At 63.1% G+C, this 23,860-nt stretch carries 22 protein-coding genes and 1 pseudogene; 10 read left to right on the top strand and 13 right to left on the bottom strand.

What is annotated here, in order from left to right:
- Positions 1-368 precede the first annotated feature (368 nt).
- The 3 genes from brnQ to VC352_RS02310 all read left to right on the top strand — a co-directional run bounded on the left by brnQ (position 369) and on the right by VC352_RS02310 (position 2,941).
- The gene (gene brnQ, locus VC352_RS02320) at positions 369-1,682 is read left to right on the top strand and encodes a branched-chain amino acid transport system II carrier protein (RefSeq protein WP_322977961.1); all 1,314 of its coding nucleotides are present in this window, start codon (positions 369-371) and stop codon (positions 1,680-1,682) included.
- A 132-nt stretch (positions 1,683-1,814) separates the two neighbouring features.
- Entirely contained in the window at positions 1,815-2,549 is a 735-nt protein-coding gene (locus VC352_RS02315; RefSeq protein WP_322977960.1) for a DUF599 domain-containing protein, read from the top strand.
- Entirely contained in the window at positions 2,546-2,941 is a 396-nt protein-coding gene (locus tag VC352_RS02310) for an MAPEG family protein (protein WP_322977959.1), read from the top strand. Before VC352_RS02315 ends, VC352_RS02310 begins: the two co-directional genes overlap by 4 nt.
- A 41-nt stretch (positions 2,942-2,982) precedes the next feature.
- Here the strand turns inward: VC352_RS02310 and VC352_RS02305 are convergent, their stop codons facing one another.
- Positions 2,983-3,273: a hypothetical protein gene (locus tag VC352_RS02305; RefSeq protein WP_322977958.1), complete on the bottom strand. Its 291-nt coding sequence runs from the start codon at positions 3,271-3,273 to the stop codon at positions 2,983-2,985.
- 172 nt (positions 3,274-3,445) lie between these two features.
- Between VC352_RS02305 and VC352_RS02300 the strand changes: the two genes are divergently transcribed.
- The 5 genes from VC352_RS02300 (at position 3,446) to VC352_RS02280 (ending at position 12,346) form a co-directional block, all read left to right on the top strand.
- Positions 3,446-4,687 carry an MFS transporter gene (locus VC352_RS02300; RefSeq protein WP_322977957.1) on the top strand — a complete coding sequence of 414 codons (1,242 nt, stop codon included), beginning with the start codon at positions 3,446-3,448 and terminating at the stop codon, positions 4,685-4,687.
- A 78-nt stretch (positions 4,688-4,765) separates the two neighbouring features.
- Positions 4,766-6,670 (top strand): molecular chaperone HtpG, encoded by a 1,905-nt coding sequence (gene htpG / locus VC352_RS02295; RefSeq protein WP_322977956.1) that lies wholly within the window; start codon positions 4,766-4,768, stop codon positions 6,668-6,670.
- A gap of 135 nt (positions 6,671-6,805) precedes the next feature.
- Positions 6,806-10,477, top strand: a complete 3,672-nt coding sequence (locus VC352_RS02290) for a PAS domain S-box protein (RefSeq protein ID WP_322977955.1) — start codon at positions 6,806-6,808, stop codon at positions 10,475-10,477.
- Positions 10,474-11,475, top strand: coding sequence for a two-component system response regulator (locus VC352_RS02285; RefSeq protein WP_322977954.1), 1,002 nt, complete (start codon positions 10,474-10,476; stop codon positions 11,473-11,475). Before VC352_RS02290 ends, VC352_RS02285 begins: the two co-directional genes overlap by 4 nt.
- 82 nt (positions 11,476-11,557) lie before the next feature.
- Positions 11,558-12,346, top strand: a complete 789-nt coding sequence (locus VC352_RS02280) for a dienelactone hydrolase family protein (RefSeq protein WP_322977953.1) — start codon at positions 11,558-11,560, stop codon at positions 12,344-12,346.
- Positions 12,347-13,236: 890 nt separating this feature from the next.
- Here the strand turns inward: VC352_RS02280 and VC352_RS02275 are convergent.
- The 7 genes and pseudogenes from VC352_RS02275 to VC352_RS25270 form a co-directional block, all read right to left on the bottom strand.
- The gene (locus VC352_RS02275) at positions 13,237-14,016 is read right to left on the bottom strand and encodes a DUF4394 domain-containing protein (RefSeq protein ID WP_322977952.1); all 780 of its coding nucleotides are present in this window, start codon (positions 14,014-14,016) and stop codon (positions 13,237-13,239) included.
- 184 nt (positions 14,017-14,200) lie between these two features.
- Positions 14,201-14,914: an anti-sigma factor domain-containing protein gene (locus VC352_RS02270; RefSeq protein WP_322977951.1), complete on the bottom strand. Its 714-nt coding sequence runs from the start codon at positions 14,912-14,914 to the stop codon at positions 14,201-14,203.
- Entirely contained in the window at positions 14,911-15,459 is a 549-nt protein-coding gene (locus tag VC352_RS02265; protein ID WP_322977950.1) for a sigma-70 family RNA polymerase sigma factor, read from the bottom strand. The genes VC352_RS02270 and VC352_RS02265 overlap by 4 nt, the downstream gene beginning before the upstream one ends.
- A gap of 82 nt (positions 15,460-15,541) precedes the next feature.
- Positions 15,542-16,402 (bottom strand): pirin family protein, encoded by an 861-nt coding sequence (locus tag VC352_RS02260; RefSeq protein WP_322977949.1) that lies wholly within the window; start codon positions 16,400-16,402, stop codon positions 15,542-15,544.
- Positions 16,399-16,800: an OsmC family protein gene (locus VC352_RS02255; RefSeq protein ID WP_322977948.1), complete on the bottom strand. Its 402-nt coding sequence runs from the start codon at positions 16,798-16,800 to the stop codon at positions 16,399-16,401. Before VC352_RS02255 ends, VC352_RS02260 begins: the two co-directional genes overlap by 4 nt.
- 55 nt (positions 16,801-16,855) lie before the next feature.
- On the bottom strand, positions 16,856-17,200 hold the full coding sequence (locus tag VC352_RS25275; protein WP_416340070.1) for a PDC sensor domain-containing protein: 345 nt from the start codon (positions 17,198-17,200) through the stop codon (positions 16,856-16,858).
- A 219-nt stretch (positions 17,201-17,419) separates the two neighbouring features.
- Positions 17,420-17,758: pseudogene (locus tag VC352_RS25270) on the bottom strand (methyl-accepting chemotaxis protein); the annotation flags it as partial.
- Positions 17,759-18,491: 733 nt separating this feature from the next.
- On the opposite strand from VC352_RS25270, the gene VC352_RS02245 reads away from it, so the two are divergent.
- A complete protein-coding gene (locus VC352_RS02245; protein ID WP_322978141.1) occupies positions 18,492-19,502 on the top strand; it encodes an amidohydrolase family protein in 1,011 nt (336 codons plus the stop codon).
- Positions 19,503-19,566: 64 nt separating this feature from the next.
- Positions 19,567-20,031: a DUF3859 domain-containing protein gene (locus tag VC352_RS02240; protein ID WP_322977946.1), complete on the top strand. Its 465-nt coding sequence runs from the start codon at positions 19,567-19,569 to the stop codon at positions 20,029-20,031.
- On the opposite strand, the gene VC352_RS02235 is transcribed toward VC352_RS02240, so the two are convergent.
- The 5 genes from VC352_RS02235 to VC352_RS02215 form a co-directional block, all read right to left on the bottom strand.
- On the bottom strand, positions 20,032-20,400 hold the full coding sequence (locus VC352_RS02235; protein WP_416340069.1) for a diacylglycerol kinase: 369 nt from the start codon (positions 20,398-20,400) through the stop codon (positions 20,032-20,034). It abuts the gene before it with no gap.
- Between the two features lie 14 nt (positions 20,401-20,414).
- On the bottom strand, positions 20,415-21,119 hold the full coding sequence (locus tag VC352_RS02230; protein WP_322977944.1) for a lipopolysaccharide kinase InaA family protein: 705 nt from the start codon (positions 21,117-21,119) through the stop codon (positions 20,415-20,417).
- Positions 21,120-21,121: 2 nt separating this feature from the next.
- On the bottom strand, positions 21,122-21,811 hold the full coding sequence (locus tag VC352_RS02225; protein WP_322977943.1) for a class I SAM-dependent methyltransferase: 690 nt from the start codon (positions 21,809-21,811) through the stop codon (positions 21,122-21,124).
- Positions 21,812-21,894: 83 nt separating this feature from the next.
- Positions 21,895-23,166 carry a HAMP domain-containing sensor histidine kinase gene (locus tag VC352_RS02220; protein WP_322977942.1) on the bottom strand — a complete coding sequence of 424 codons (1,272 nt, stop codon included), beginning with the start codon at positions 23,164-23,166 and terminating at the stop codon, positions 21,895-21,897.
- Positions 23,156-23,839, bottom strand: a complete 684-nt coding sequence (locus VC352_RS02215; protein WP_322977941.1) for a response regulator transcription factor — start codon at positions 23,837-23,839, stop codon at positions 23,156-23,158. The genes VC352_RS02220 and VC352_RS02215 overlap by 11 nt, the downstream gene beginning before the upstream one ends.
- Between the last annotated feature and the right edge of the window lie 21 nt (positions 23,840-23,860).

The following is a 23,860-nucleotide window of genomic DNA, read 5'->3' as shown; positions in this document are numbered from 1 at the left end:
GATCGAGAAAGGCCACCTTCGGGTGGCCTTTTTCTTTGGAGCATTTTTAGCTGCCGACATGGCCATTGGTCACTCTGCCTGCGACATCCACGCCAGGGTCGAACGTGCCGAGGGTAGGGCAGGCATCGTTGTCGCAGCGGTAAAACGATCAGGCATGCGACAGTCATTTGTGCTGGTTCGACAGCTTTACCCTCTGCCAAGCGGAGGCTGGGCGGTTTTGGTTAACATTGTCGGCCTATCGCGTCCGTGGCGTCACAAGCGCTGGCGATGCGTGCAGTGGCTCGGGCCAAACGCTCGAGCGACGTTTCCCCGATCCCTGAAGGAAACCCTCGCGATTTCTTGATTTTCTGCCTGTGGTACTCCCCTCTATGACTCGTTTGCAAGGCTCGGATCTCCTGGCCCTAGGCTTCATGACATTTGCGCTGTTTCTTGGCGCTGGCAATATCATCTTCCCGCCCAGCGCCGGTTTGGCCGCAGGATCGAATCTTCTGCCGGCGGCGCTCGGTTTCCTCCTTACGGGCGTGGGCTTACCCTTGCTGACCGTGGTGGCGCTGGCTCGCGTTGGCGGCGGCATGGACAGCCTGACCGCTCCGCTCGGCAAGGTGGCCGGCACGGCGCTGGCGGTGGCTGTCTACCTCGCCATTGGCCCGTTGTTCGCCACGCCGCGAACGGCGGTGGTCTCGTTCGAAATGGGCATCGCGCCCTTCAGTGGCAACGAACCACTGCCGCTGATGCTCTACACCATCGCCTATTTCTCCGTGGTGCTGTTCCTGTCGCTGAATCCTGGGCGCCTGGTCGACCGCATCGGCAAATTCATTACGCCGGTTCTGCTGGCCGCACTGCTGGTGTTGGGTGGCGCGGCGCTGTTCGCCCCGGCGGGTGGCCTCGGTGAAGTGCAGGAGAGCTATCGCGAAGCGCCGCTGGTGCAAGGGTTCCTGCAGGGTTACCTGACCATGGACACGCTCGGTGCGCTGGTGTTCGGTATCGTCATTGCTAGTGCCATTCGTGATCGAGGCGTCAGCGAAGCCGGGCTGGTAACGCGCTATTCGGTGATCGCAGGCGTCATCGCCGCCACGGGGCTGTCGCTGGTGTATCTGACGCTGTTCTACCTGGGCGCGACCAGTCAGGGCATCGCCGGAGATGCGCAAAATGGCGTGCAAGTGTTGACCACCTACGTGCAGCACACCTTCGGCACGCTCGGCAGTCTGCTGCTGGCGGTGGTCATCACCCTCGCATGCCTGACCACTGCCGTTGGCCTGCTGACGGCGTGTGGCGAGTTCTTCAGCAAGCTGCTGCCGGTTTCCTATCGCGTGGTGGTGATCACGTTCGGCGTATTCAGCCTGGTCGTTGCCAACCAGGGGCTGACTCAACTGATCAGCTTTTCCGTTCCCGTATTGGTCGGCCTGTACCCGCTGGCCATCGTGCTGGTCGCTCTGAGCCTGGCCAGTGGTCTGTGGCGCTTGCAGTCACTGGTCTTCGTGCCGGTGATGGCGGTGACCCTGATTTTCGGCGTGGCCGATGGTCTGGCAGCATCGGCTTTCGGTGACTGGGTGCCGGCATGGTTCGGGCAACTGCCCATGGCCGACAAGAGCCTTGGCTGGCTGGTGCCGGTGTTGATCACGCTGGCGGTGGTCTTCCTGCTCGACCGTATCGTCGGTACCCGACAAGCCAAGACTGCCTGAGCCGGTGGAGCTCACGAGGCTCCTGCTAGGTTTTGCAAACGCCGCGATTTCGCGGCGTTTTACTTTGCCTTTTATCGAACCGGGACGTTGATGCTCTGGCTATAATTCGCGGCAGTCTTACAAGGAGTTGGCATGCCCATCAGCGACACTCACCTGCTTCACGTTCTCGCCGCGCTCTGGTTCGTCCTGTGCTGGGGCGGCTACACCCGTTATGCCTCGTGGAAGGGCCGCACCACGCCGTGTCTGGCCAGTGTTCTGCATCTGTATCGTGAAGACTGGATGCGGCGCATGCTGCTGCGCGAGAACCGCATCGCCGATGCCAACGTGATCGGCAACCTCGAGCGCAACGCCTCGTTCTTCGCCTCCAGCACGCTGATCATCCTGGCCGGTATTCTCACCGTACTTGGCGCTTCCGACCGCGCGCTGTCACTGCTGGCTGACATTCCGTTCGTGCAGCCGGCCAGCCGGGGTCTGTCCGAGATCAAGCTGCTGTGCCTGGGCGTGATCTTCGTCTACGCCTTCTTCACCTTCAGCTGGTGCATGCGCCAATACAATTTCGCCGCGGTGCTGGTGGGCTCCGCGCCCATGGTCGGTGAGCGTCACGTCACCGAGCAGGAGCGCCGCGCTTTCGCCGAGCGGGCCGCGCGGGTGATTTCGATGGCGGCCAACCAGTTCAACTTCGGCCTGCGCGCCTACTATTTCGGTATGGCGACCCTGGCATGGTTCATCAACCCCTGGTTCTTCATGCTGGTCACTGCCGGTGTGGTGCTGGTGCTGTATCGCCGCGAATTCCACTCGGATGTTCTGGAAGTGATGGTCTACACCCCCACGCCGGCTGCCGAGGCGGCCAAGGAGAAAAGTGAATGAGCTTACCGTTCTGGTGCATCTTCATCAGCGCCCTGTTGATCTTCATCGCCAAGGCACCGGTGGCCAAGGCGATGGCCGAGGAGGGTGGCGGTCGCTACGACAATCATCATCCGCGTGCCCAGCAGGCGCGTCTGACTGGTTTCGGTGCGCGTGCGCTGGCCGCGCATCTGAACAGCTTCGAGGCTTTCCCGCTATTCGCGGTCGGTGTGCTGATGGCCCATGTCACCCAGACCTATGGCGTTCTGGTCGATGTGCTGGCGGTCACTTTCGTCGTCAGTCGGGTGCTGTATCTGCTGTTCTACTGGTGGGATCTGCACTGGCAGCGCAGCCTGGTGTGGGTCGTCGGTCTGGCCTGCAGCCTGTTGCTGATGCTGACCCCGGCACTGAAATGAAAAAGGCCCGCATGATGCGGGCCTTGTTCATTCGGGCAGGTTTATTTGCCGTCAACCGCATCCTTGGCTTCATCACCGGCGTCCTTGATGGCGTCGGCGGCGTCGCTGGCTGCGTCCTCAATCTTCTCGCCCGTGGTGGGCTCGTTGCCCAGGGCCTGGTTGGTTTTCTGCTCGATGGCTTCGCCGGTGTCTTTGGCGGCGTCACCCAGGTTCTCCATCGCTTCGGAGACTGACTCTTTGGCCGACTCCATCTTGTCTTCCGGAGTTTTCTCGCAGGCGGCGAGACCCAGGGCAGTGGCAAGCAGCAGGGCATAAGTCAGAGGTTTATTCACGGTAGCACTCCATGTCTGAGAGTTATGGGCGCAGGGCTGAGCCCGTACGCAGTGCTTGGAGCCGCACGAGAGTGATGAAGTTCCCGATTCGCTTACACGAATGCCGACAACGGGCGCAGGCGCTATCATGCTTGGCCCTTGCGCAGCACTGACGACAACAAGGAACTCGTGGATGGATGCACTGCTGATAATCGGTGGCTTGCTGTTGATGCTTACCGGCCTCGTCTGGCTGGTGATGCGGGCTTTTTCCACCAGCCTCCTGTGGGGGTGGGGCAGCCTGATCCCGCCGATCACACTGTTCTATGTACTGCGCCATTGGGCCAAGGCGCGCAGTGCCCTGATGCTGGTCGGGCTGGGGATCATTCCGTTGGTCGTTGGCCTGACGCTGCTGGCCAACAAGGACGCCGAACGCCTGGCTGCGATCCTGCGTCTGGACTGGCTCAAGGCCGAGGAAAAAGCGCCAGCCGAACTGGCCATCGAATTACGCGGTGAGCTCAATGGTGAGCCCTTCCAGCCCCAGCAGGGCGAGTTGATCGACGGTGTGCTCAGCTTGCGCGAGGGCAGTGATTTCTTCGCCCTGCGCGAGATCAACATTCGTCTGGCCAAGCTGTCGGGTGACGAGGTTCGGGTCGATGTGCTGCCACAAGATAATGGCGATCTGCCCGAAATCGAGCTGAGCTGGTTGCTACCCGAGCAGGATCTCCCCGAGGCCAGGCGCCTGAATCATGGCTATACCCTGCATCTGGACTTGCGCCCCGAGGCCCCCAATCGGCTGATCGGCGATTTTCACCTGGTGTTGCCGCCACGCTTCAAGACCAGCCTGAGTGGGCGTGTGGAGCTGTACCGCGATGGTCTGCGCTACCGTGATGGCCGTGTCGATCGCAGTTACGACTCCACCGACACCATTGCTCATGTGCTTCACGACTACCTGCAACGGCGCTTCGCGACAACGCAGGTCGATTCCTTGAAGCTGCCGGTGTTTCGCTTTACCGGTGAGCCCCTGGATTTGCAGGTCGAGGCGCGAATCGATCAGCGTCTCGAGCAACTGCCCGTGCGGCTGATCAAGCATGCGGGGCAGGGCTGGGGCGTGGAGGGTGATCACTATGCACCGTTGGCCGTGGCCAGCCCGGCGCCCAAGGTGAGCAGCGCGAGCACCGAGGAGGTACCCGTCAATCGCCCTCTGGATCGGCGCCAGCGCTTCAGTCTGACGCGCCTGCAGCGCAATCCCGAGCAGTACCGCAACCTGCTCATGCGCCTGAGTCGAACCACTGGCGGCACGGTGGAAGGGCGTTTCGCCGGTCTCGATGCCGACGGCAGCGTGCGCCTCAATCAGCAGCTCGGCAGTGGCGGTGGCCAGGCCAGCTTCAGCTTCAAACCCGAAGAGATCGCCAGCCTGCAATTGCTGGAGCCTTGAAATCCATCGGGCTGGCCCCATCTGTAGGTCATCCGCCGCCGTAGCGGTTCCTGTCCTACAGATGGAGTTAGAACGACGATGAGTGTGGAAACTCAAAAAGAGACCCTGGGCTTCCAGACCGAGGTGAAGCAACTGCTTCACCTGATGATCCATTCCCTGTACTCGAACAAGGAAATCTTCCTGCGCGAGTTGATCTCCAACGCTTCCGACGCCGCCGACAAGCTGCGTTTCGAAGCGCTGGCCAAGCCCGAGCTGCTTGAAGGCGGCGCCGAGCTGAAGATTCGCCTGTCCTTCGACAAGGACGCCAAGACCGTCACCCTCGAAGACAACGGCATTGGCATGAGCCGTGATGAAGTCATCGCGCACCTGGGCACCATCGCCAAGTCCGGCACCGCCGATTTCCTGAAGAACCTGTCCGGCGATCAGAAGAAGGATTCGCACCTCATCGGCCAGTTCGGTGTGGGCTTCTATTCGGCCTTCATCGTCGCTGATACGGTCGAGGTATTCACCCGTCGCGCCGGTCTGTCCGCAGCCGAGGGTGTGCACTGGTCGTCCAGGGGCGAGGGTGAGTTCGACATCGCCACCATCGACAAGGCCGAACGCGGCACTCGTATCGTTCTGCACCTGAAAGCCGGCGAAGAAGAGTTCGCCGATGGCTGGCGTCTGCGCAACATCGTCAAGAAGTACTCCGACCATATCGCCCTGCCTATCGAGCTGCCGAAAGAGCACCACGGCGAGGAGAAGGACAAGCCGGCCGAGCCCGAGTGGGAAACCGTCAACCGCGCCAGCGCCCTGTGGACGCGCGCGCGCAGCGACGTGAAGGACGAGGAATATCAGGAGTTCTACAAGCACATCGGCCACGACTTCGAGAACCCGCTGACCTGGAGCCATAACAAGGTCGAAGGCAAGCTGGAGTACACCTCGCTGCTCTACGTGCCGGGCCGTGCGCCGTTCGATCTGTACCACCGCGAAGCACCCAAGGGCCTCAAGCTCTATGTGCAGCGCGTGTTCATCATGGATCAGGCCGACGAGTTCCTGCCGCTGTACCTGCGCTTCATCAAGGGCGTGGTCGATTCCAACGACCTGTCGCTGAACGTATCCCGTGAAATCCTGCAGAAAGATCCGGTGATCGACTCGATGAAGTCGGCGCTGACCAAGCGCGTACTGGACATGCTGGAGAAGCTCGCCAAGGACAAGCCGGACGAATACAAAACCTTCTGGAAAGCCTTCGGCCAGGTGCTCAAGGAAGGCCCGGCAGAGGACTTCGCCAACAAGGAGAAGATCGCGGGGCTCCTGCGCTTCGCCTCCACTGCTGGCGAGGGCGACGAGCAGAGCGTATCGCTGGCCGACTACCTGGGCCGCGTCAAGGAAGGCCAGGACAAGATCTACTACCTCACTGGCGAAAGCTACGCGCAGGTCAAGAACAGCCCGCACCTGGAAGTCTTCCGCAAGAAGGGCATCGAGGTGCTGCTGCTCACCGATCGTATCGACGAGTGGCTGATGAGCTACCTGACCGAGTTCGATGGCAAGCAGTTCGTCGATGTCGCCCGTGGCGACCTTGATCTGGGCAAGCTGGACTCGGAAGAGGACAAGAAGGCCCAGGAAGAAGTCGCCAAGGCCAAGGAAGGGCTGGTCGAGCGTCTCAAGGGGGCGTTGGGTGAGCAGGTCGCCGAGGTGCGCGTCTCGCATCGTCTGACCGATTCGCCGGCGATCCTGGCCATTGGCGAGCAGGATCTCGGTCTGCAGATGCGCCAGATCCTCGAAGCCAGCGGACAGAAGGTGCCCGACTCGAAGCCCATCTTCGAGTTCAACCCGAGCCACCCGCTGATCGAGCGCCTGGATGCCGAAGCCGATGAAGATCGCTTCGCCGACCTGTCGCACATCCTCTTCGATCAGGCCGCTCTGGCCGCAGGTGACAGCTTGAAGGATCCGGCGGCCTACGTGCAGCGCCTGAACAAGCTGCTGGTGGAATTGTCCGCCTGACCGGCTAAGCTCATGAAAAGCCCGCTTCGGCGGGCTTTTCTATGGGCGCCATCGCATAGGTTCAATTGACAAGCGCCCCTGCGTCGTTTGTGATGCTGGCATTTGGCTAGGTACTAGCCTGTCTACCGGGGTTGTATGTCGATTTTCGAACTGATGTTCATCATGGGGGGCGATCCCAGCGTCCTCGTACTCAGCAGCTATGACCCCGTTCTGGTGCTGCTGTCGCTCGTCATCGCCGTCTTCACCGCCGGGATGGCCTTGCAACTGGCCGGTGAAGCCCGTGACAGCAGTCACCCTCTGGCACGCCAGGTCACCATCCTGACCGGTTCGCTGGCGCTGGGCGGTGGTATCTGGGCCATGCATTTCCTCGGCATGCTGGCGTTCGAACTCTGTGCCACGGTGCGCTTCGATCTGGGCATTACGCTGCTTTCGATGCTGCCAAGCCTGGCTGCGTCCTGGGTGGCGCTGAGTCTTCTGGCCCGGCGCGACCTGAGCCTGCTGCAGTTGTGCACGGGCGGCGTGCTGGTCGGTGCCGGCATCGGCGCGATGCACTATTGCGGCATGGAGGCCATGCAGATGGCGCCCTTGCTGCGTTATGACCCCTGGATGTTCGCCCTGTCCATCGTCGTGGCGGTGGCTTTGGCGATCCTTGCGCTGTGGGTGCGATTCGGCCTGGAAGGCCGCTTGCCTGCGCTCTGGGCGCTGCTGATCAGTGCTCTGGTGATGGGGCTGGCGATCAGTGGTATGCATTACACCGGCATGGCGGCTGCACGTTTCGTCGGCACACCGGAAAGCAATGCGCCGATTGCCATCGTCGACAGCGGCTATGTCGCCGGTGCCATCAGCCTGTTGACCGTCGCGCTCACGGTTTTCGTCGTGGCGGTCAACACCCTGCTGCGCTACCGCCGTCTCAGTCGACAGCTCAAGATCAGCGAGCAACACCTGCGTTCGATCTTCGATACTGCGCTGGATGCCATCGTTACCGTGGATTATCAGGGCGTCGTACGTTCGGCCAACCGTGCGGTCACGCGTCTGTTCGGCTGGGAGCCGGATTCGCTGGTGGGTATGCACATGAGCGCGCTGATATCTCAGCGTATTATCGCTGAGGTCGAGGGACTGCTCAGCGACTATCTGCGCACCGGGCAACTGTCCATGGCCAATGGTGAGCGGGAACTGATCTGTCTCACTCGCGATGGAGAAGAGAAACCGGTGCGGATCAGCGTCGGTATCACCCATGCCGGTATTCGCCCGCTGTTCGTCGTCTTCGTTGCCGATATCAGCGAGCGGCAGAGCATGGAGAAGGCACTGCGCGAGAGCGAGCAGCAATACCGCTCGCTGATCTCGAATATTCCTGGCGTTTCTTTCCGCTGCTTGCTCGACCGCGACTGGACGATGCTGTTCATCAGCGACGCGGTGCAGACGCTGACCGGCTGGAGCGCCGATGACTTCATCAGCAGGCGTCGCTCGATCGCCGAGTTGTATCACCCTGACGACTATCAACCGGTGGCCGAGCAGGTGGTCGCGGCGATCGAGCAGGGGCGCAACTACACGGTCGAGTACCGGCTGTTTGATCGTGACGGTCGTGAGCACTGGATCTGGGAGAGTGGCAGTGCCGTATGCGGTGAGGACGGCATCCCCAAGTGGATCGATGGCGTTCTGCTCGATCAGACCGAGACCAAGCGCCGCCATGCCGAGTATGAAGGCAAGGTCACCGCGATCAGCAAGGCCATGGCGCTGATCGAGTTCGATCTGGACGGCAATATCCTGGATATCAACGAAAATGCGCTGGAACTGCTTGGCTACCAGTACGAAGAGGTGATCGGGCAGCATCATGCAATGTTCTGTGACCCGCAGTTGGTGGCCAGCGAGCACTACCGGCAAAGCTGGGACGAGTTGCGTGCCGGGCACTTTCGCACGGGTGAATACCGGCGCATTGGCAAGGGTGGGCGCGAGGTGTGGATTCAGGCGAGCTACAACCCGATCCTCGACACCGACGGCAAGCCGTTCAAGGTAGTCAAGCTGGCCACCGATCTTACGCCTCGCCGCGTGATGGAGCAGGATTTACGTGCGGCCCGTGATCGCGCCGAGGCCGCAGCTGCGGCGCGTAGCAGCTTCCTGGCCAACATGAGCCACGAAATTCGCACGCCGATGAATGCCATCATCGGCTTCACCGAGCTGCTGCTGGATACGCCGCTGTCCAGCGAGCAGCGCCGCCATCTCGGTACCGTGCAGCACTCGTCTCGCTCGCTGCTGGGCTTGCTCAACGACATCCTCGATACGGCCAAGCTCGATCGCGGCGCGATCGAGCTGGAACAGATCGACTTTTCCCTGCGCGAGTTGTGCGAGCAGGTCTGTGCCAGCCAGCGTTTGATCGCAGAGAACAAGGGGTTGAGCCTGCATCTGGAGTACCCGGCGGAGGTCGACGAGTACTTCTGCGGTGATCCGTTGCGCCTGCAGCAGGTGTTGACCAACCTGCTCGGCAATGCCGTCAAGTTCACCCAGCAAGGTGAAGTTCGTGTACGGGTTTCCGGCAAGGCCGGCGCCATACGTCTGTCCGTGCTCGACACGGGCATCGGGATTGCGAGCGACCGCCTGGAGAAGATTTTCGAGCCCTTCGCTCAGGCCGACGCATCCATGAGCCGCCGTTTTGGCGGTACAGGGCTGGGAACTACCATCTCACGCCAGTTAGTGGAGCTGATGGGCGGGCATTTGCGTGTGGAAAGCACCCTCGGTGTGGGCAGTTGTTTCAGTGTCGAGGTGCCGCTGCGACTCGGCAAGCGCCTCGCTCCCCAGCAAACGCATACGTTGCCGAGCCTTGGCCAACTGAACATTCTCGCTGCTGACGATGTGCCGCAGAATCTGGAGCTGTTGCAGATCAATCTGCAGCGTCTGGGGCATCGTGTTCGCGGGGTTGCGGATGGTGAACTGGCGCTTGCCGCGTTTGCCGAAGAACCCTTCGACCTGATCCTGATGGACGTGCAGATGCCCGGTATCGATGGCCTGGAGGCGTCACGCCGGATTCGTGCGCGGGAGGCGGCGGAAGGCCGTGAGCCGACCCCGATCATCGCCCTGACTGCTAGCGTGCTCGATCATGATCGCCAGGCGGCGCTGGATGCCGGCATGAATGCCTTTGCCTCCAAACCTCTGGATCTCAATGCGCTGCTCTGGGAAATCGCGCGTCTACTCGGCCTGACGGACATGCCGGGTGCACTGGCCAGCGTGGTGCGTAGCGAAGGATTATTCGACTGGATACGTGGCAGCCGCCTCTGGGGCGGGCCGCTGCGCATGGCCGAAGCGATCGCTGCGTTCATCGACGAGCAGTCCGGTCTGGTTGCACGCTTGAGCATGCTGGTCAGCGCCCGTGACTGGGAGGCCGGGCGCGCCCAGGCGCACCGTCTGCATGGCGCCGCAGGCAACCTGGCGCTGACTGGCTTGACTGATCTGGGCCGGGCGCTTGAGCAGGCCTTCGAGGCTCAGGATGAAGCGTGGCTGCGGGAACTGCTGGGCAGTCTCGAACACGCGCTGCAGGCGGTCGCCGAGGTCGTGCCTCAGGTGCCGGAGAAGGACGCCAGCAACCGCACCCAGGACGTACAGGCGCTGCGCGAGGCTTGCCTGAAGTTGCGCGCGGCGCTGCAACGCGGCGGCCTCGATGACGAGGCCATGGCCGTGCTCGATGACGGGCTGGCCGATACCGGGACATTGGCGCTGATCCGCCAAGCACTGGACGACTTCGATTTCGATCGGGCGCTCGTTGCGCTGGATCAGCTATTGCTGCGATTGCAGGAAGAGGAAACCGCCCCATCATGACTCAAACCCACGACACGCGACCCTTGCTGTTGCTGGTCGATGACGAACCGACCAACCTCCAGGTGTTGCGTCATATCCTGCAAGACGACTATCGCCTGCTATTTGCCAAGGAGGGTGTGCGCGCCCTGGAAATGGTCGAGCGAGAAACGCCGGACCTGATCCTGCTCGATGTGATGATGCCGGGCATGACCGGCTATGAAGTGTGCCAGGCGCTCAAGGCCAATGCGGTGCTGGCCGCGATTCCGGTGATCTTCGTCACCGCGCTGGGAGACGTGGACGACGAGGCGCGGGGTTTCGAGGTCGGGGCGGTGGATTACATCACCAAACCCGTCAGCCCCCCCATCGTGCGTGCGCGGGTGCGCACGCACCTGTCGCTGGTGCGCCTCGACGAGCTGAAACAGACGCGCCTGGAGATCGTCCAGCGCCTCGGCATGGCGGCCGAGTACAAGGATAACGAGACCGGCCTGCACGTGATCCGCATGAGCCATTTTTCCAAGGTGCTGGCGCTGGCTGCCGGCTTCAGCGAGAGCGCGGCCGAGGAGTTGCTCAACGCCGCGCCGATGCACGACGTAGGCAAGATCGGCATTCCCGATGCGGTGCTGCGCAAACCCGGCAAGCTCGACGATGAGGAATGGCAGGTGATGCGCCAGCATGTCGAGATCGGCGCGCGCATCATCGGTGAGCACAGCAGCGGGCTGCTGCATACCGCCCAGCGCATTGCCCTGTCGCACCATGAGAAATGGGACGGCAGTGGTTATCCCAATGGCCTCGCCGGCGAAGAGATCCCACTGGAGGGGCGCATCGTCGCCATTGCCGATGTGTTCGATGCATTAACCAGCGTGCGCCCCTACAAACAGGCCTGGCCGGTGGACGAGGCCGTCACCTTCCTGCGTGAGCAGAGTGGTCGGCACTTCGACCCGCGCCTGGTCGAGCTGTTCATCGAATGCCTGCCGCAAATCCTGCAGATCAAGGAACGTTGGGCCGAAAAGGGTGCCTGATCATTCTGTCCAGAGCCACTCATCCATGGCGCGTGCGCTATGCCAGAGCAGCTCACTCATTCACCCCTGAGGAAGCTAACCCATGCAGAAGAAAACCCTGGCGCCGCTCCTGTGCGCAACACTCGGTGGCCTGGCCGAGGCGGCGGTGGTGGCCAAACCCGTGCCTTACGAAATCGACGGTGAAGCCTTCGAGGGCGTGCTGGTCTATGACGATTCGGTCAGCACCCCACGGCCTGGGCTATTGGCCGTACCCAACTGGATGGGCGTGAACGAGGACACGGTGAAGAAGGCGGCACGCGCTGCCGGTGACAAGTACGTGGTGTTTCTTGCCGATATGTACGGCAAGTCCATTCGCCCGAGCAACGCCGACGAGGCCAGGGCGGCCGCGACGACGGTGCGTAGCGACCGGGCACTGATGCGCAAGCGCGCCCAGGCGGCGGTCGAAGTGCTCAAGGCACAGAGCAGCGAAGTGGCGCTGGATGTCAGCAAACTGGGCGCCATCGGTTTCTGTTTCGGTGGTGGCACCGTGCTGGAGCTGGCCCGTTCGGGGGCGCCACTGAAGGGTTTCGTCTCCTTCCATGGCAATCTGGACACCCCCAATCCGGCCGATGCCCAAAACATCAAGGCGCCGGTGTTGGTGCTGCACGGCGCGGATGACCCGGCTGTGCCGCAGGCGCAGGTCGACGGTTTCATCGCCGAGATGAAGGCAGCCAAGACCGACTGGCAACTGGTCAGCTATGGCGGTGCGGTGCACTCGTTCACCAACCCCAAGGCCAACGTGCCTGGCTCTAATCAGTACCATCCGGTGGTCGCGGCGCGCGCTTTCAAGGCGATGAACGACCTGTTCGACGAGGTATTCGCCGAGCAGTGACGGCCGCTTCGATGCTGCGTTGAAGGCAAGGTTGCGCTCCCTAGGGCAACTTTTTCAGGCTCTTCATACCGGACTGGCAAGTTTGTGTGAGTGCTTGTTCCGGATTGTCGCGTTTTTGTTGATGTCTTTGGTTTCGCCCTCCCGGGCGAGTGACTTTGCGGGCAAAGTAACCAAACCCTTCCGCCCGTTCATCCGGCCCTCGCTGCGCGAGGGTTCGCTCACTCCATCGCCGTTCCAGAGGCCCGCCGCGAAGGGCCATCCCTGGCCCATCGCGGCTCTCGCGACATCCATGTCGCTCAACCTCTTCCACGACGATTCCGTTCGCCCTCCTGGGCGGGCTCTGCACGCGCCTGAACGTGCGGTAACCCAGACTAGCGTGGAGTGCTTGAACATGAGGTCAGCCCTAGGGCTGACCGGAATGCCGGCTGAAAGCCGGCAAGCTATCCAGGCTAATGAAACTATTGGTTTAACTCGATAGCCACATCGCAACTTCACAGCTACCAAAACACGCCGGGCGTACCTTGGAATGCCAGTTTGTTCAGACGCGCGAAAGTCCCCCTTCAGGAGGCCGAACGTAGGCGCTGCGCAGGGGGCGAGTGGCATGGATGCCACGAGAGGCGTAATGGGCCAAGGATGGCCCATGTACGCCGACCCCGGAGCGGTGCCGGAGTGAGGGAAGTCGAGCGAAGCGAGACCCGGATGGCGGGGGTGCGCTTTCTTTTGCTTACTTTTCTTTGCGCACTTCAAAGAAAAGTGAGTCGCCCGAGGGGGCGAAACCCGGAATTTCTGAACACACCGAAGCGGCGTCCAGAACACCAAGCAACACACAAACTTGCCAGTCCGGTGTCAACCAAGCATTCCCCCAAAAAGTGCGAAGCCCGTTTTTTATCTCACTTCGCCGGCAGTACGGCGATGTCGATGATGCCGTCGGGCAGGCCGGCGATGTCACCCAGGGTGGTGGGCTTGCCGCTGGCCAGATCCAGTTGATGCAGGGTCTTGCCGGTCAGGACGTAGGTGGTATTGCCTCCCTTGCCGTCGCTGACGATGTCCATGGCGACGGCCTTGAGGCCATCGGCGACTTTGCCGACCGCCTGCTGCACACCGTCGTTTGGCGGATTCTGCAGCATCAGGCTGCTGCTGGCCTGATCGAAGGTGTACAGCGCCGTAGCCTTGGTACCTGCATAGGCGTTGGTATAGGCGCCGGCGATCACCTGCGGTTGCTGACCCGCGTGCGGGCCGTCTGCGGCATAGGCGAGCTTGCCATCCACGGCGGCTTCACCGGTGTCGACATTCACCCGCAGGTTGCTGCCATCCGGGCTCATCAGACGCAGGCGGTCAGCGACCGGGTTGAAGTCGACCACAGCCTGACCGCTACCGGGCAGTGCGGTCTTCAGCGTGCTCACTGCGCTTGCCTTGCCGCTGGCCGCATCCAGCGTGTAGAGCTGATCGGTGCCGCCGAGTGCGTAGAGCTGGCCGTTGGCCGGACGCACGTCCAGGCCGCGCAAATCGCTGGCACCGCTGACGGCCATGCTGCCGGTGACCTTGAGGCTGGCGACATCCACCTTGAACAGCTTGCCATCGGCGCCCAGTGCCAGCAGTTCGGTGGCGCTGGCAACGCCTGCGCTCAGGGTCAGCAGGCCGGCGGTGCAGAGAGTAGTGATGCGTTTCATGGTTGTTCCTCATGGAAGGTTTCAGCATCGAGACGAAACCGGTGGCCGGCTTCGCAGGTGCCTCGACGAAACACCTGTGAGCAATACCCGTGAGGAAGGTGGCTGGATGTCGGCGGATGAAAATATTTTTTCGGAGCGCTTGGAGCGGGAGGGAAGGCTGCCGACCACCGGGTCGGCAGCCGGCTCAGTTGGCGCTGGCCAGTACGGCGCGACCAATGTATTGAACCGGCCCGCTGGGGCGGTTGTAGGGCGAGCCTCCGGCCGGTTCGAGGGTCAGTTCGAACAGTTGACCGGCCTGCACGGCGCCGATCTGTTCAGCCGACAGATGCAACGGCTGCCCGGCCTCGACCAGGCCCAACGAGCGCGGCCCTTCGGCTGGGTTGATCAGCGTCCAGAATTGCAAGGTACGGCCTTCAGGAATCTGGTCGGCGATCAGCGGATCGAGCTGCAAGGCGCCATCGCTGCTGATCTGGATGACCCAGCCCGGTTTGGCCGCTTCGCCCGGTTGCTGCAGCACCACGGTGTAGCGCTCAGCGCCGATATCCGGGGTACGCAGCAGGGGCAGCACTATGGCGACCAGCAACGCCATGGCCAGTGCGGCACTGGTCAGGCGCCAGGTCAGCAGGCTGTTCCACCAGTTGTTCGGCGTGTGGCTGTCTGCTGCCTCGTTCAGCCCCAGGCTCTGGCGGATGCGGGGCCAGAGCGCCGGGGAGGGGGCTTGTGCGGGTAAGCGGTCACTGAGTTCGAGGAAATGGAGCTCCCAGTCCAGCGCCATGCGCGCGGCGTCCGGATCCTCTTCGATCAAGCGGCGGACTTCGGCCGCTTCAGGCTCTTCGAGCAGGCCGAGCAGGTATTCGCCGATCAGGGCGCGGCGTTCTTCGGAATCATGCGGAATCATGCTTGCAGACACTCCTGCAGCGCGCGCAGGCCGGCGCGGATACGGCCTTTGATGGTGCCCAGCGGTGTGCTCAGGCGGCTGGCGATCTGCTCGTGGGTCAGGCCACGGTAGAACGCCAGCAGAATCGGATGGCGGCGTGGTCGCTCCAGACGCTGCAGGCAGGTACGCAGCAGGCGTCGTTCGGAGCGCTCCAGGGCCTGAGTTTCGGCCTGTGGCGCTTCATCGATGACTCGCTCGATGAAGTCATCGTCCACATCAGCGTGGCGAGCGCCGCTGCGCAAGGCGTTGAGCACGCGGTAGCGCAGGATGCTGTGCACCCAGGCGCGGCCACTGCCCAGCTCGCGCTGGTAGCGCGCAGCATGCTGCCAGATGCGTACGAAGGCATCATGCAGACAGTCTTCGGCAAGGTCGCGGCGGCCCAGCATGCTGATGGCCAGGCCGAGCAGTTGCCCGGCCTCCTGCCGGTAAAGCGCCTGGAAGGCGCGCTCGTCACCGCGGGCGCAGGCTTCCAGGGTGCTTTCATAATCGAAGTCGCGATTCGCCATGGGTCATCCGTTGGCCTTAAAGATCGGCATGCAGCTTATACCCGCGAGCAGGTGTGCTGGATCATGCAACTGCAACAAGAAATCAGCGCGGCAGTTCGATGCGTGTCGTTTCACCCGGCACCGTCGGCCAGTCGCCGGCGGCCCAGCGCTGGCGCGCCTGGTCGATCAGCTGCGGGGTGCTGGCGACAAAGTTCCAGTTCATCCGCCGCGGGCCGATGGGCTCGCCACCGATCAGGGCCAGGTGACACTCGCCACAGGCGCTGAGCAGAGGCGTCTCACCCGGCGCAATCACCGCCATGGCCTGAGCGGGCAGGGCTTCACCGTCCAGCTCGGCCTCGCCTTCGATCAGATAGAGCGCGCGCTCGCTGTATTCGGCCGGGATCAGCAGGTTGGCGCCGGCGGCCAGGCGCAGGTCGGCATAGAGTGTCGGCGAGCGCACCGGTACCGGCGACTCCAGGCACAGGCCACTGCCGGCAATCAGGGTGATATGCACGCCCATGGCTTCGCTGCTGGGCAGAGACGCCGCCGGGTGATGGCTATAGCTCGGTTCGCACTGTTCTTCGTTTTCCGGTAACGCCAGCCAGACCTGCAGGCCATGCAGGCGTTTGCCCTGGTTCAGTTGCGCGGGCGGTGTGCGTTCGACGTGGGCGACGCCATGCCCGGCGGTCATCCAGCTGACGTCGCCGGGCTCGACCAACTGATCCGAGCCGAGGCTGTCCTTGTGCTGCAACTGGCCTTCGAACAGGTAGGTCAGGGTGGACAGGCCGATATGCGGATGCTGCGCGATGTCCATGCCGCTGCCAGCCGGGTAGGCCTGCTCCAGCATGTGATCGAAGAACACGAAGGGGCCGATGCTGCGAAAACGGGCCGAGGGCAGCGGGCGCAGGATCGGCTGGCCGGCGATGTCTTCGGCGCGTGGGCGGATCAGTTGCAGCTCGCTCATGCCGTCGCCTCGGCCAGGCGGGTTTGCACCTGAATGTCGGTGGTGGTCATCAGCTTGTGGATCGGGCATTTGTCGGCGATGCGCAGCAGTTGCTGGCGCTGCGCGTCATCCAGCGGGCCGTGCAGGTCGAGGGTGACGATCAGGTGGTAGTTGCCCTCGCGCTCCTCGCTGTCGTCACGCTCGACGCTGACGTCGATACCCTCGAGTGGCAGGCCGCGCTGGCGAGCGTAGAGCAGCAGGGTCATGGCCTTGCAGGTACCGAGCGAGGCATCGAACAGATCGTGTGGATCGGGGCCGGCACCGTCGCCGCCGAGCGCCGGGGAAACGTCCCCGACCAGTTGATGGGCACCGATTTCGATCTGCTGCTGCAGGCCTTTGCTGTTGTGGATGCGGATCATGGGCTTTCCGAAGGTGACTGAGGGATGCGTTGCAGCCTAGCCCAGACGCCGCGCTTCATACCAGCGCCGAGAGCCGGACATCGGCGCCCAGTACGCGCAGCAACTGGCCTCGGTCGTCGAGGATCGGCACTGACACGGTGAAACAGAAGTCATCGGTCGCGGAGGAGCGATAGACCTGGGTGATATGTGCCTGCCGGTGTTCGGACGCGGCGCGGAACCAGGGCCGCTGGCTCCAGTCGCTGCCGCGCACGCTGGTGTCCTCGCGATGTGCCACATCGCTGGCGAAGATGTTCTCGGAAATCTGCACGCCATGCTTGTCCACCAGATAGAACAGCTCGAAGCGCGCATCGCGCTCCAGTGTGTCGCGCAGCAAGCGCTCGGCTGTGGCGACGTCCCCCATCAGGGCCGGCTGCGTCGCCAGCTGTTCGACGCTGGCGCACACGGCACGGTGCAATTCCAGGCGGAACTCGCCAAGGCCGGCAAGCAGGCGATCGCCGTCGTCACGCACCGCCTGGCTGTGGTGCAGAACCTGGCCAGCCTTGCCCAGCAGTTCCCCGGCGACCTGGGCGACGTTCTGCACGTCGTGGTTGATCGAGCGTACGGCCTGGCCGATCTGCTCCGTGCCGGCGGCTATCTGCCCGACCTGTCTGTCGAGGCGATCCATCGCCACGCGTGTAGTGTCCAGCCCGCCACTGACGGCAATGATGCCCTCACGACCATCGGCAACGGCCTGATGCATATGCTGGCCGGCATGTCCGAGCTGCTGCATGCCTTCGCGAAAGCGCTCGATGATCTGGCTGACCTGACCCGTGGATTGCGTCGTATGGCCGGCCAGGCGGCGAACCTCCTCGGCCACCACGGCAAAACCGCGGCCATGCTCGCCGGCACGGGCGGCTTCTATCGCGGCATTGAGTGCCAGCAGGTTGGTCTGCTGGGAAATGCTGGCGATCACGCCGATGACCTGGCTCACTTCATCCAGTTGTCCGGCCAGCCGCTCGATGACCTGAGCCAACTGAGCTTCGCTGGCATCTATCACGTCCACCTGGCGCAGCACGGCCTGGCCGCTGGCCTGGCATTGGTGCAGGGTTGCGGCCACCTCGGCAGACAGGCGCGCGACCTCGCCGGCACCCGGCACCAGTTCGGTATCCAGGGTGGTGGTGACCTGCTCGCTGGCGCTGGCGATCAGCTCCGATGACTGCGCCAGCGTTTGGCCGCTCTGCTGGTTGGCCGCGGCGATGCGGGCCAGCTCCGGTGCGTGCGAGGCGATCCCCACGGCGGCACCGAGGCTGGTGCGGATGCGTTGCTGCAGGGTGTCGCTGAACTGGTTCAGGCGCGTCATCCACCGGTAGTGTTCCGGTAGGCGAACGGTCAGGTCGTGATGCTCGAACAGCGCCTCCAGCGCAGTGTCTTCCTGGCTCGTGCGAGCGGGTTTGCGCAACAGCTGCAGCATGATGAATCCCCCGGTTGTCATGCCGTGTGCATTGCAAGCCAGGTGCCATCACCGCAGCCACGCCTCCCGCGTGCCCGTGGGCGTGCGCCTGTGCGGGCGCGGTCGTTCCTGGTGCCGTGGTGACGGACATGAGCCATGACGGTGCGCCTGCGTGGGCAGCGTTCAGAACTTGCCAGCCCGGGTCGAGGTCTATGCTGCTCGTACCGTCAGGAGGACTCACATCGTGCTCAATCGTCGAAGGATGCCATTGGCACTGGCCTTTACCACGCTGTTGGCCGGCGCTGCCGAAGCCCGTGAATACCGCTACAGCGATGCCCATCTGCACTTCGTGGACTTTTTCCAGGAGAGTGCCGGTATGGACGAACTGCTGGAGAAGATGGCGCAGAATAACGTCGATCACGTGATGTTTTCCGGCATTCCCGTGGTCAAGAAGTGGGACGAGGACGAACCCAAGCGCCCACGGTATTACGCCGGGGACGATGCCAGCGCCTACTGGTACAGCGCCACCGACATATTCGTTGCCGATGCCTACAAGCGTCTGCCGGCCGAGCAACGGCAGCGTTTCCATCCCTTCCTGTCCGGCTTCAACCCCAACGACAAGAACGCCGACGCACACATCCGGCGCATGCTCGAGCTCGATCCGGGGCTGTGGCAGGGCATCGGCGAGATCTTCACTCGCCATGACGACCTCACCGCGTTGATCCATGGCAGCGCGCCCAGGGCGGATAACGAAGCGCTGGCGCGGGTGTTTCACCTGGCTGCCGAGTACGACTTGCCGGTGATGCTGCACTCCAACATCACCTCCAAGCGCGAGCGTAATCCGCTTTATCTGCAGGAGATCGAGACGCCGCTGCGCAACCACCCGCATGTGCGCTTCATCTGGGCCCATGCCGGCACCAGCGCGGAGATCCACCGCCACCAGGAGAAGCTGGACTTCCTCCTGCCGACCATCGAACGGATGCTGGGTGACTACCCGAATCTTTACATTGACCTGTCCTGGACCATGCTGCGTCCCTATCTGCTGGATGAGAAGGGCAAGCCGGATGCGGATTGGGTTCACCTGGTCAGCAGCTACCCGGATCGTTTCATGATCGGCTCGGACGTGGTCGGCCGTTTTGGCAGCCTGGGCGAGTACATGCATGGTTTCGATCCGTTCCTCGATGCCTTGCCCGAGGAGGTCGCGCACAAGGTGGCGCGGGACAACTTCCTCGCCGTGCTGCCGCGCAAGGTGCAGGCCGAGCTGCCACGCTGAGGCTTGTCATCAACCTGTCATTCGCACGTCATAGGCTCGCGCTCATCTCAACGAGGAGCGCGTCATGCATCACATTCGAATGACCCTGATCGCCGGCCTGTTTGCCTGCAGCGGCCTCGCCCAGGCCGAGGTACGTGTCGATGGGCCGGTGGAATACGGCGTCTTCAGCAGCCAGTACCAGGATTTCCAGCCCGGTGAGCGCGTGCTCACCCGCGGCAATCAGGACATCCAGACCACCACGCAGATTCCCGCCAAGCTCGGCACCAAGTTCGGCATGCGCTACAGCCTGGTCGGGAAGCAGGCCGGCGACGTGCCGTTGACCTTGCTCTACCTCACCCCAGGCGTGATCACCCCGGATGGTCAGCGCCATGACAAGTTCGAAGTGGTGCAGCAACTGGTGCCCGGTGCGCCGCAGGATGTGATGGCATTCGAGTTCACCGAACACCACGAAGTGGTGCCCGGCGAATGGCATTTCATCGTCTATCAGGGCGACCGCAAGCTGGCCGAACAGCGCTTCGAGGTGCGCTGATCAAAGCAGAATCAGCGCCCAGGTCAGGGCGATGATCAGCAGCGCCAGCAGTTGCGCGGCGCTGCCCATGTCCTTGGCCTGCTTCGACAGTGGATGCAGGTTCAGCGAAATGCGATCCACCACGGCCTCGATGGCCGAGTTGAGCAGCTCCACGACCAGTGCCAGCAGCGGTGTCAGTATCAACAGCACCCGCTCGACGCGGCTGACGTCGATCAGGCAGGCCACTGGCAGCAGCACCAGGTTCAGCCACACCAGTTGGCGAAACGCGGCTTCGCCCTGATAGGCGGCGCGCAGCCCGGCCAGCGAGTAGCCGGTTGCGTTGAGGATGCGCGTCATGCCACGGCGTCCCTTGAACGACAGCGCATCCATATCCGGTATCTCGCTCACGGTTGCAGCACTCCCCGGGGGGTGTTCAGGGCGTGCTGGTAGGCCTGAAGCAGGACGTGCATGTCGCTGTCCGGCATCTGGCCACGGTGGCGCTGCAACTGGCCGAGATCACGGCGTGAAGCACTGGCGGAGCGCCAGCGGGTGCGGCTCTTCTCCAGATCCAGCAGGGCGATGTCGACATCGCCAGGCGCTCGTAGCCTGATGAAAATGTGCTTGGCATAGCAACAGCCATGCTGCCAGCGGCCCAGGTGCATGCGTGCCAGGGTGAGGGCCAGTTGGCGCAGCATTGCCTGGGTCTCGGCGGCCGGCATCGGCTGCGCATACCACTGTTCCAGGCTGATGAAGCCCTGCAGGGCCTCGGTCACCAACAAGGCCTGCCATTGCCCGGTTTCGCGGCGGGCAGCGCAGTAGACGATGTTCGGCGTGCGGACGCCGAGACGGGCCAGGGCGCGGTAGGCTTCCAGCTCGCGGAGGATGGTGGGACGCCCCAGCGGATGGCGCCACGAGCGATGCGTGTGACCCGTCTGGCGCTTGCAGTACAGCGCCGGCCGGCTGTTGTCCCAGCTTTGCAGCAGGCGTACGCCACTTTCTCCACCACGGCGCTGATTGGCTTCTTCGACCCACTCGCCGGGGCTGTTCCACCAGCGGTCGAACTCGGTCGAGGGCAGGGCGCTGAGTGCCTTTTCACTGAGGATGCCCACGCTCAGGCCTCCTTGCGTAGCACGTAGGTGCGCCACATGGCATAGCCGGGCAGGAAATCCTGATGGCCAATGATGGCGAAGCCGGCCTCGCGGAACTCACGCTCGATCACTGCACGAGGCACCACGAAGCGATTCTGGTTTTGCGTGCTACGGCCTTCGGCAGCACGACGGGCCTCCAGACGGCTGCGCTTCCAGGCCTTGTAGTTGCCGTCGACCCACAGCGACAGGATTACCGTGTCACGGCTGACGCGGTGAAATTCGCGCAGCACGGCCAGGCGATGCTCGCTCGACTCGATGTGGTGCAGCAGGCGGATGCAGAAGATGCAGTCCACCGCGTTATCGCCCAGCTCAATATCGAAAGCCGAGGTGCGGAAACTGTTGACCCGTGCGACCACCTCCGGCGCCTGCGCGGCACGCGCGGTGGCGATCATGTCGGCGGAGTTGTCGGCGGCGAGGATGACGCGGTTCGGCTGCTCGCAGAGCATGGGCCAGAAGCGTCCGGCACCGCAGGGCAGGTCGAGTACCAGGTTGGGCTGATCGGCCAGCTTCAGCGCGTTACGCGCTACCTGCACGTCACGCCAGTGTGACAGGCGCCTGGCCAGGCCGTCCTGATGCTTGTGCAGGTACTGCTGGGCGTGGTCGAAGTCGTACTTGCGGGAAAACTCCAGCTCGATGGGGCTTTGCTTGGTCATGGCGAACGTCCGGCAAATGGGTCACGTTCGCCACCCTAGAGGTCAGGGCATCAAGGTCGCGTCAAAGGGTTGTGAAAATTTCGTCAAGACGCGCTGGCCAACTCCACTCGAAAGCGGGTGCCGCCACCCGGTTCGCTCTGCAGACTCACTGTCCAGCCCTGCTTGGCGCAGATCCGCTTGACCAGCGACAGGCCCAGGCCAAGCCCTTCGCCACGCGCCTGCGGGCCGCGGACGAAGGGCTGGAAGATCTGCTCGTGCTGTTCGAGGGGAATCCCCGCGCCGCTGTCTTCGATGCGGAAGGCGCCTTGTTCGAGGATCAGGCGTACGCCGCCACGCTCGGTGTAATGCAGGGCATTGCGCAGCAGGTTGGCCATTACCGTGGCGAGAAAGGTGGCGTTGTATTGCCCATGATCCTCGCCCTCGACCTGCATCTGGAACGCCAGGCCCTTTTCCTGCATCAGTGCGCCCCAGCGACTGGCCTGCTCTTCGGCGACACTGGCCAGGGAGCGGTCGCCGATGAACACCGCTTCGTTGCTCTTGTCGCGGGCCAGTTGCAGAAAGGTCTGCACCAGCTCGCGCATTTCCTCGCAGGCGCGGGCGATGCGTGCGACCTGCTCCTTCTCGCGCGGGGCCAGTGGCGCCTCGCTGAGCAATTCGCAGGAGGAGGCGATGATCATCAGCGGCGTGCGCAGTTCGTGGCTGACATCGCTGGTGAACAGGCGTTCGCGCTCCAGCGACTGACGCACCTGGCCGAGGGTGCTGTCGAAGGCTGCCGCCAGTTGGCCGATCTCGTCGTTCGGATAGTCTGGCGCCAGTGGTGGTGCCAGTGGGTGCAGTTGATCGCGATGGCGCACTTGCTGGGCCAGGCGCGTCACCGGTGCCATGACCTTGCGTGCCGTCACCAGGCCCAGGCCCCAGGCCGCGATCACGGTGAGCAGGAAACCGGCGAGGACGACGTTGAACAGGGCGCTTTCGCGGGCTTCGAACTCCTCCTGTTCCTGCACCAGCATGTAGGTCTGGCCATTGATCTCCTGCACGTAGACGTAATAGGCCTGATCACCGCTGACCACCTCGTTGAAGCCGTCCTGCAGGCCCTTGTACTCCGTCGGAATGGCATATTTGGCCTGGTCGGAGGAGAAGAAGCGGGTGCTGCTGTCCAGGCGCGGTGGGAGGCCCTGGCTGATGTCCTCCTTGAGGGTTTCGTCCAGTTGGCGACTCATGTCCTGTGACACCAGATGCTCTTCGATGAAGTGCACCACGGCGACGATGCTCAGGGAAAACAGGCCGCTGACCATCACGGTCATCAGCACGAAGGCGATCAGGATACGCCGTTCGAAGGGTTGCTTAGACAGCATGGGCGGTCTCCGCCAGGCGATAACCGACGCCGTGGATGGTATGCAGCAGCGGGGTGGGGAAGGGTTTGTCGAGCACCTGGCGCAACTGATGGACATGGCTGCGCAGGCTGTCGCTGTCCGGGCAGTCGTCGCCCCACAGCGCTTCTTCCAGCGCCTCGCGGCGCACCACCGCCGGGCTGCGTTGCATGAGGATGGCCAGTAACTTCAGGCCCAACGGGTTGAGCTTGAGCGCTTGGCCGGCGCGGCTGACATGCAGGGTGTCGAGGTCGTAGACCAGGTCGGCGATCTGCAGCTGGCGTTTGCGACTGCCACGGCTGCGACGCAGGATTGCCTCGATACGCGCGACCAGTTCGGACAGGGCGAAGGGTTTGATCAGGTAGTCGTCGGCGCCGGCATTGAGGCCTTGCAGGCGGTCATCGAGGGCATCGCGAGCAGTGAGCATGAGGATCGGCACTTCGTTGCGGCCGTCCTCGCGCAGGCGTTTGCACACCTGATAGCCGTCCATGCCCGGCAGCATGATGTCCAGCACGATCAGGTCGTAATGGCCGGTGCTGGCCAGGTGCAGACCGCTGAGGCCGTCCTGCGCGCAGTCCACGGTAAAGCCCTTGAGCTGCAGGTAGTCGAGCACGTTGGCGAGAATGTCTCGATTGTCTTCGATGACCAGAATACGCATTGGCGGTAAGTCCCGGGTTTG

It is taken from the genome of Pseudomonas sp. C11 (assembly GCF_034683865.1).
Lineage (GTDB): Bacteria > Pseudomonadota > Gammaproteobacteria > Pseudomonadales > Pseudomonadaceae > Aquipseudomonas.
Note: the sequence above shows the minus strand (reverse complement) of the source record. Positions and strands in the feature narration are given on the sequence as shown.

Excerpts from the sequence above, each read along its gene's own strand:
- htpG (WP_322977956.1), top strand. The coding sequence starts at position 4,766 with ATGAGTGTGGAAACTCAAAAAGAGACCCTGGGCTTCCAGACCGAGGTG.
- VC352_RS02310 (WP_322977959.1), top strand. The coding sequence starts at position 2,546 with ATGAGCTTACCGTTCTGGTGCATCTTCATCAGCGCCCTGTTGATCTTC.
- VC352_RS02220 (WP_322977942.1), bottom strand. The coding sequence starts at position 23,166 with ATGCTGTCTAAGCAACCCTTCGAACGGCGTATCCTGATCGCCTTCGTG.
- VC352_RS02215 (WP_322977941.1), bottom strand. The coding sequence starts at position 23,839 with ATGCGTATTCTGGTCATCGAAGACAATCGAGACATTCTCGCCAACGTG.
- VC352_RS02275 (WP_322977952.1), bottom strand. The coding sequence starts at position 14,016 with ATGAAACGCATCACTACTCTCTGCACCGCCGGCCTGCTGACCCTGAGC.
- VC352_RS02265 (WP_322977950.1), bottom strand. The coding sequence starts at position 15,459 with ATGGCGAATCGCGACTTCGATTATGAAAGCACCCTGGAAGCCTGCGCC.
- VC352_RS02290 (WP_322977955.1), top strand. The coding sequence starts at position 6,806 with ATGTCGATTTTCGAACTGATGTTCATCATGGGGGGCGATCCCAGCGTC.
- VC352_RS02225 (WP_322977943.1), bottom strand. The coding sequence starts at position 21,811 with ATGACCAAGCAAAGCCCCATCGAGCTGGAGTTTTCCCGCAAGTACGAC.
- VC352_RS02315 (WP_322977960.1), top strand. The coding sequence starts at position 1,815 with ATGCCCATCAGCGACACTCACCTGCTTCACGTTCTCGCCGCGCTCTGG.
- VC352_RS02300 (WP_322977957.1), top strand. The coding sequence starts at position 3,446 with ATGGATGCACTGCTGATAATCGGTGGCTTGCTGTTGATGCTTACCGGC.
- VC352_RS02240 (WP_322977946.1), top strand. The coding sequence starts at position 19,567 with ATGCATCACATTCGAATGACCCTGATCGCCGGCCTGTTTGCCTGCAGC.
- VC352_RS02245 (WP_322978141.1), top strand. The coding sequence starts at position 18,492 with ATGCCATTGGCACTGGCCTTTACCACGCTGTTGGCCGGCGCTGCCGAA.
- VC352_RS02255 (WP_322977948.1), bottom strand. The coding sequence starts at position 16,800 with ATGATCCGCATCCACAACAGCAAAGGCCTGCAGCAGCAGATCGAAATC.
- VC352_RS02235 (WP_416340069.1), bottom strand. The coding sequence starts at position 20,400 with ATGGATGCGCTGTCGTTCAAGGGACGCCGTGGCATGACGCGCATCCTC.
- VC352_RS02270 (WP_322977951.1), bottom strand. The coding sequence starts at position 14,914 with ATGATTCCGCATGATTCCGAAGAACGCCGCGCCCTGATCGGCGAATAC.
- VC352_RS02285 (WP_322977954.1), top strand. The coding sequence starts at position 10,474 with ATGACTCAAACCCACGACACGCGACCCTTGCTGTTGCTGGTCGATGAC.
- VC352_RS02260 (WP_322977949.1), bottom strand. The coding sequence starts at position 16,402 with ATGAGCGAGCTGCAACTGATCCGCCCACGCGCCGAAGACATCGCCGGC.
- brnQ (WP_322977961.1), top strand. The coding sequence starts at position 369 with ATGACTCGTTTGCAAGGCTCGGATCTCCTGGCCCTAGGCTTCATGACA.
- VC352_RS02280 (WP_322977953.1), top strand. The coding sequence starts at position 11,558 with ATGCAGAAGAAAACCCTGGCGCCGCTCCTGTGCGCAACACTCGGTGGC.
- VC352_RS25275 (WP_416340070.1), bottom strand. The coding sequence starts at position 17,200 with ATGGGGGACGTCGCCACAGCCGAGCGCTTGCTGCGCGACACACTGGAG.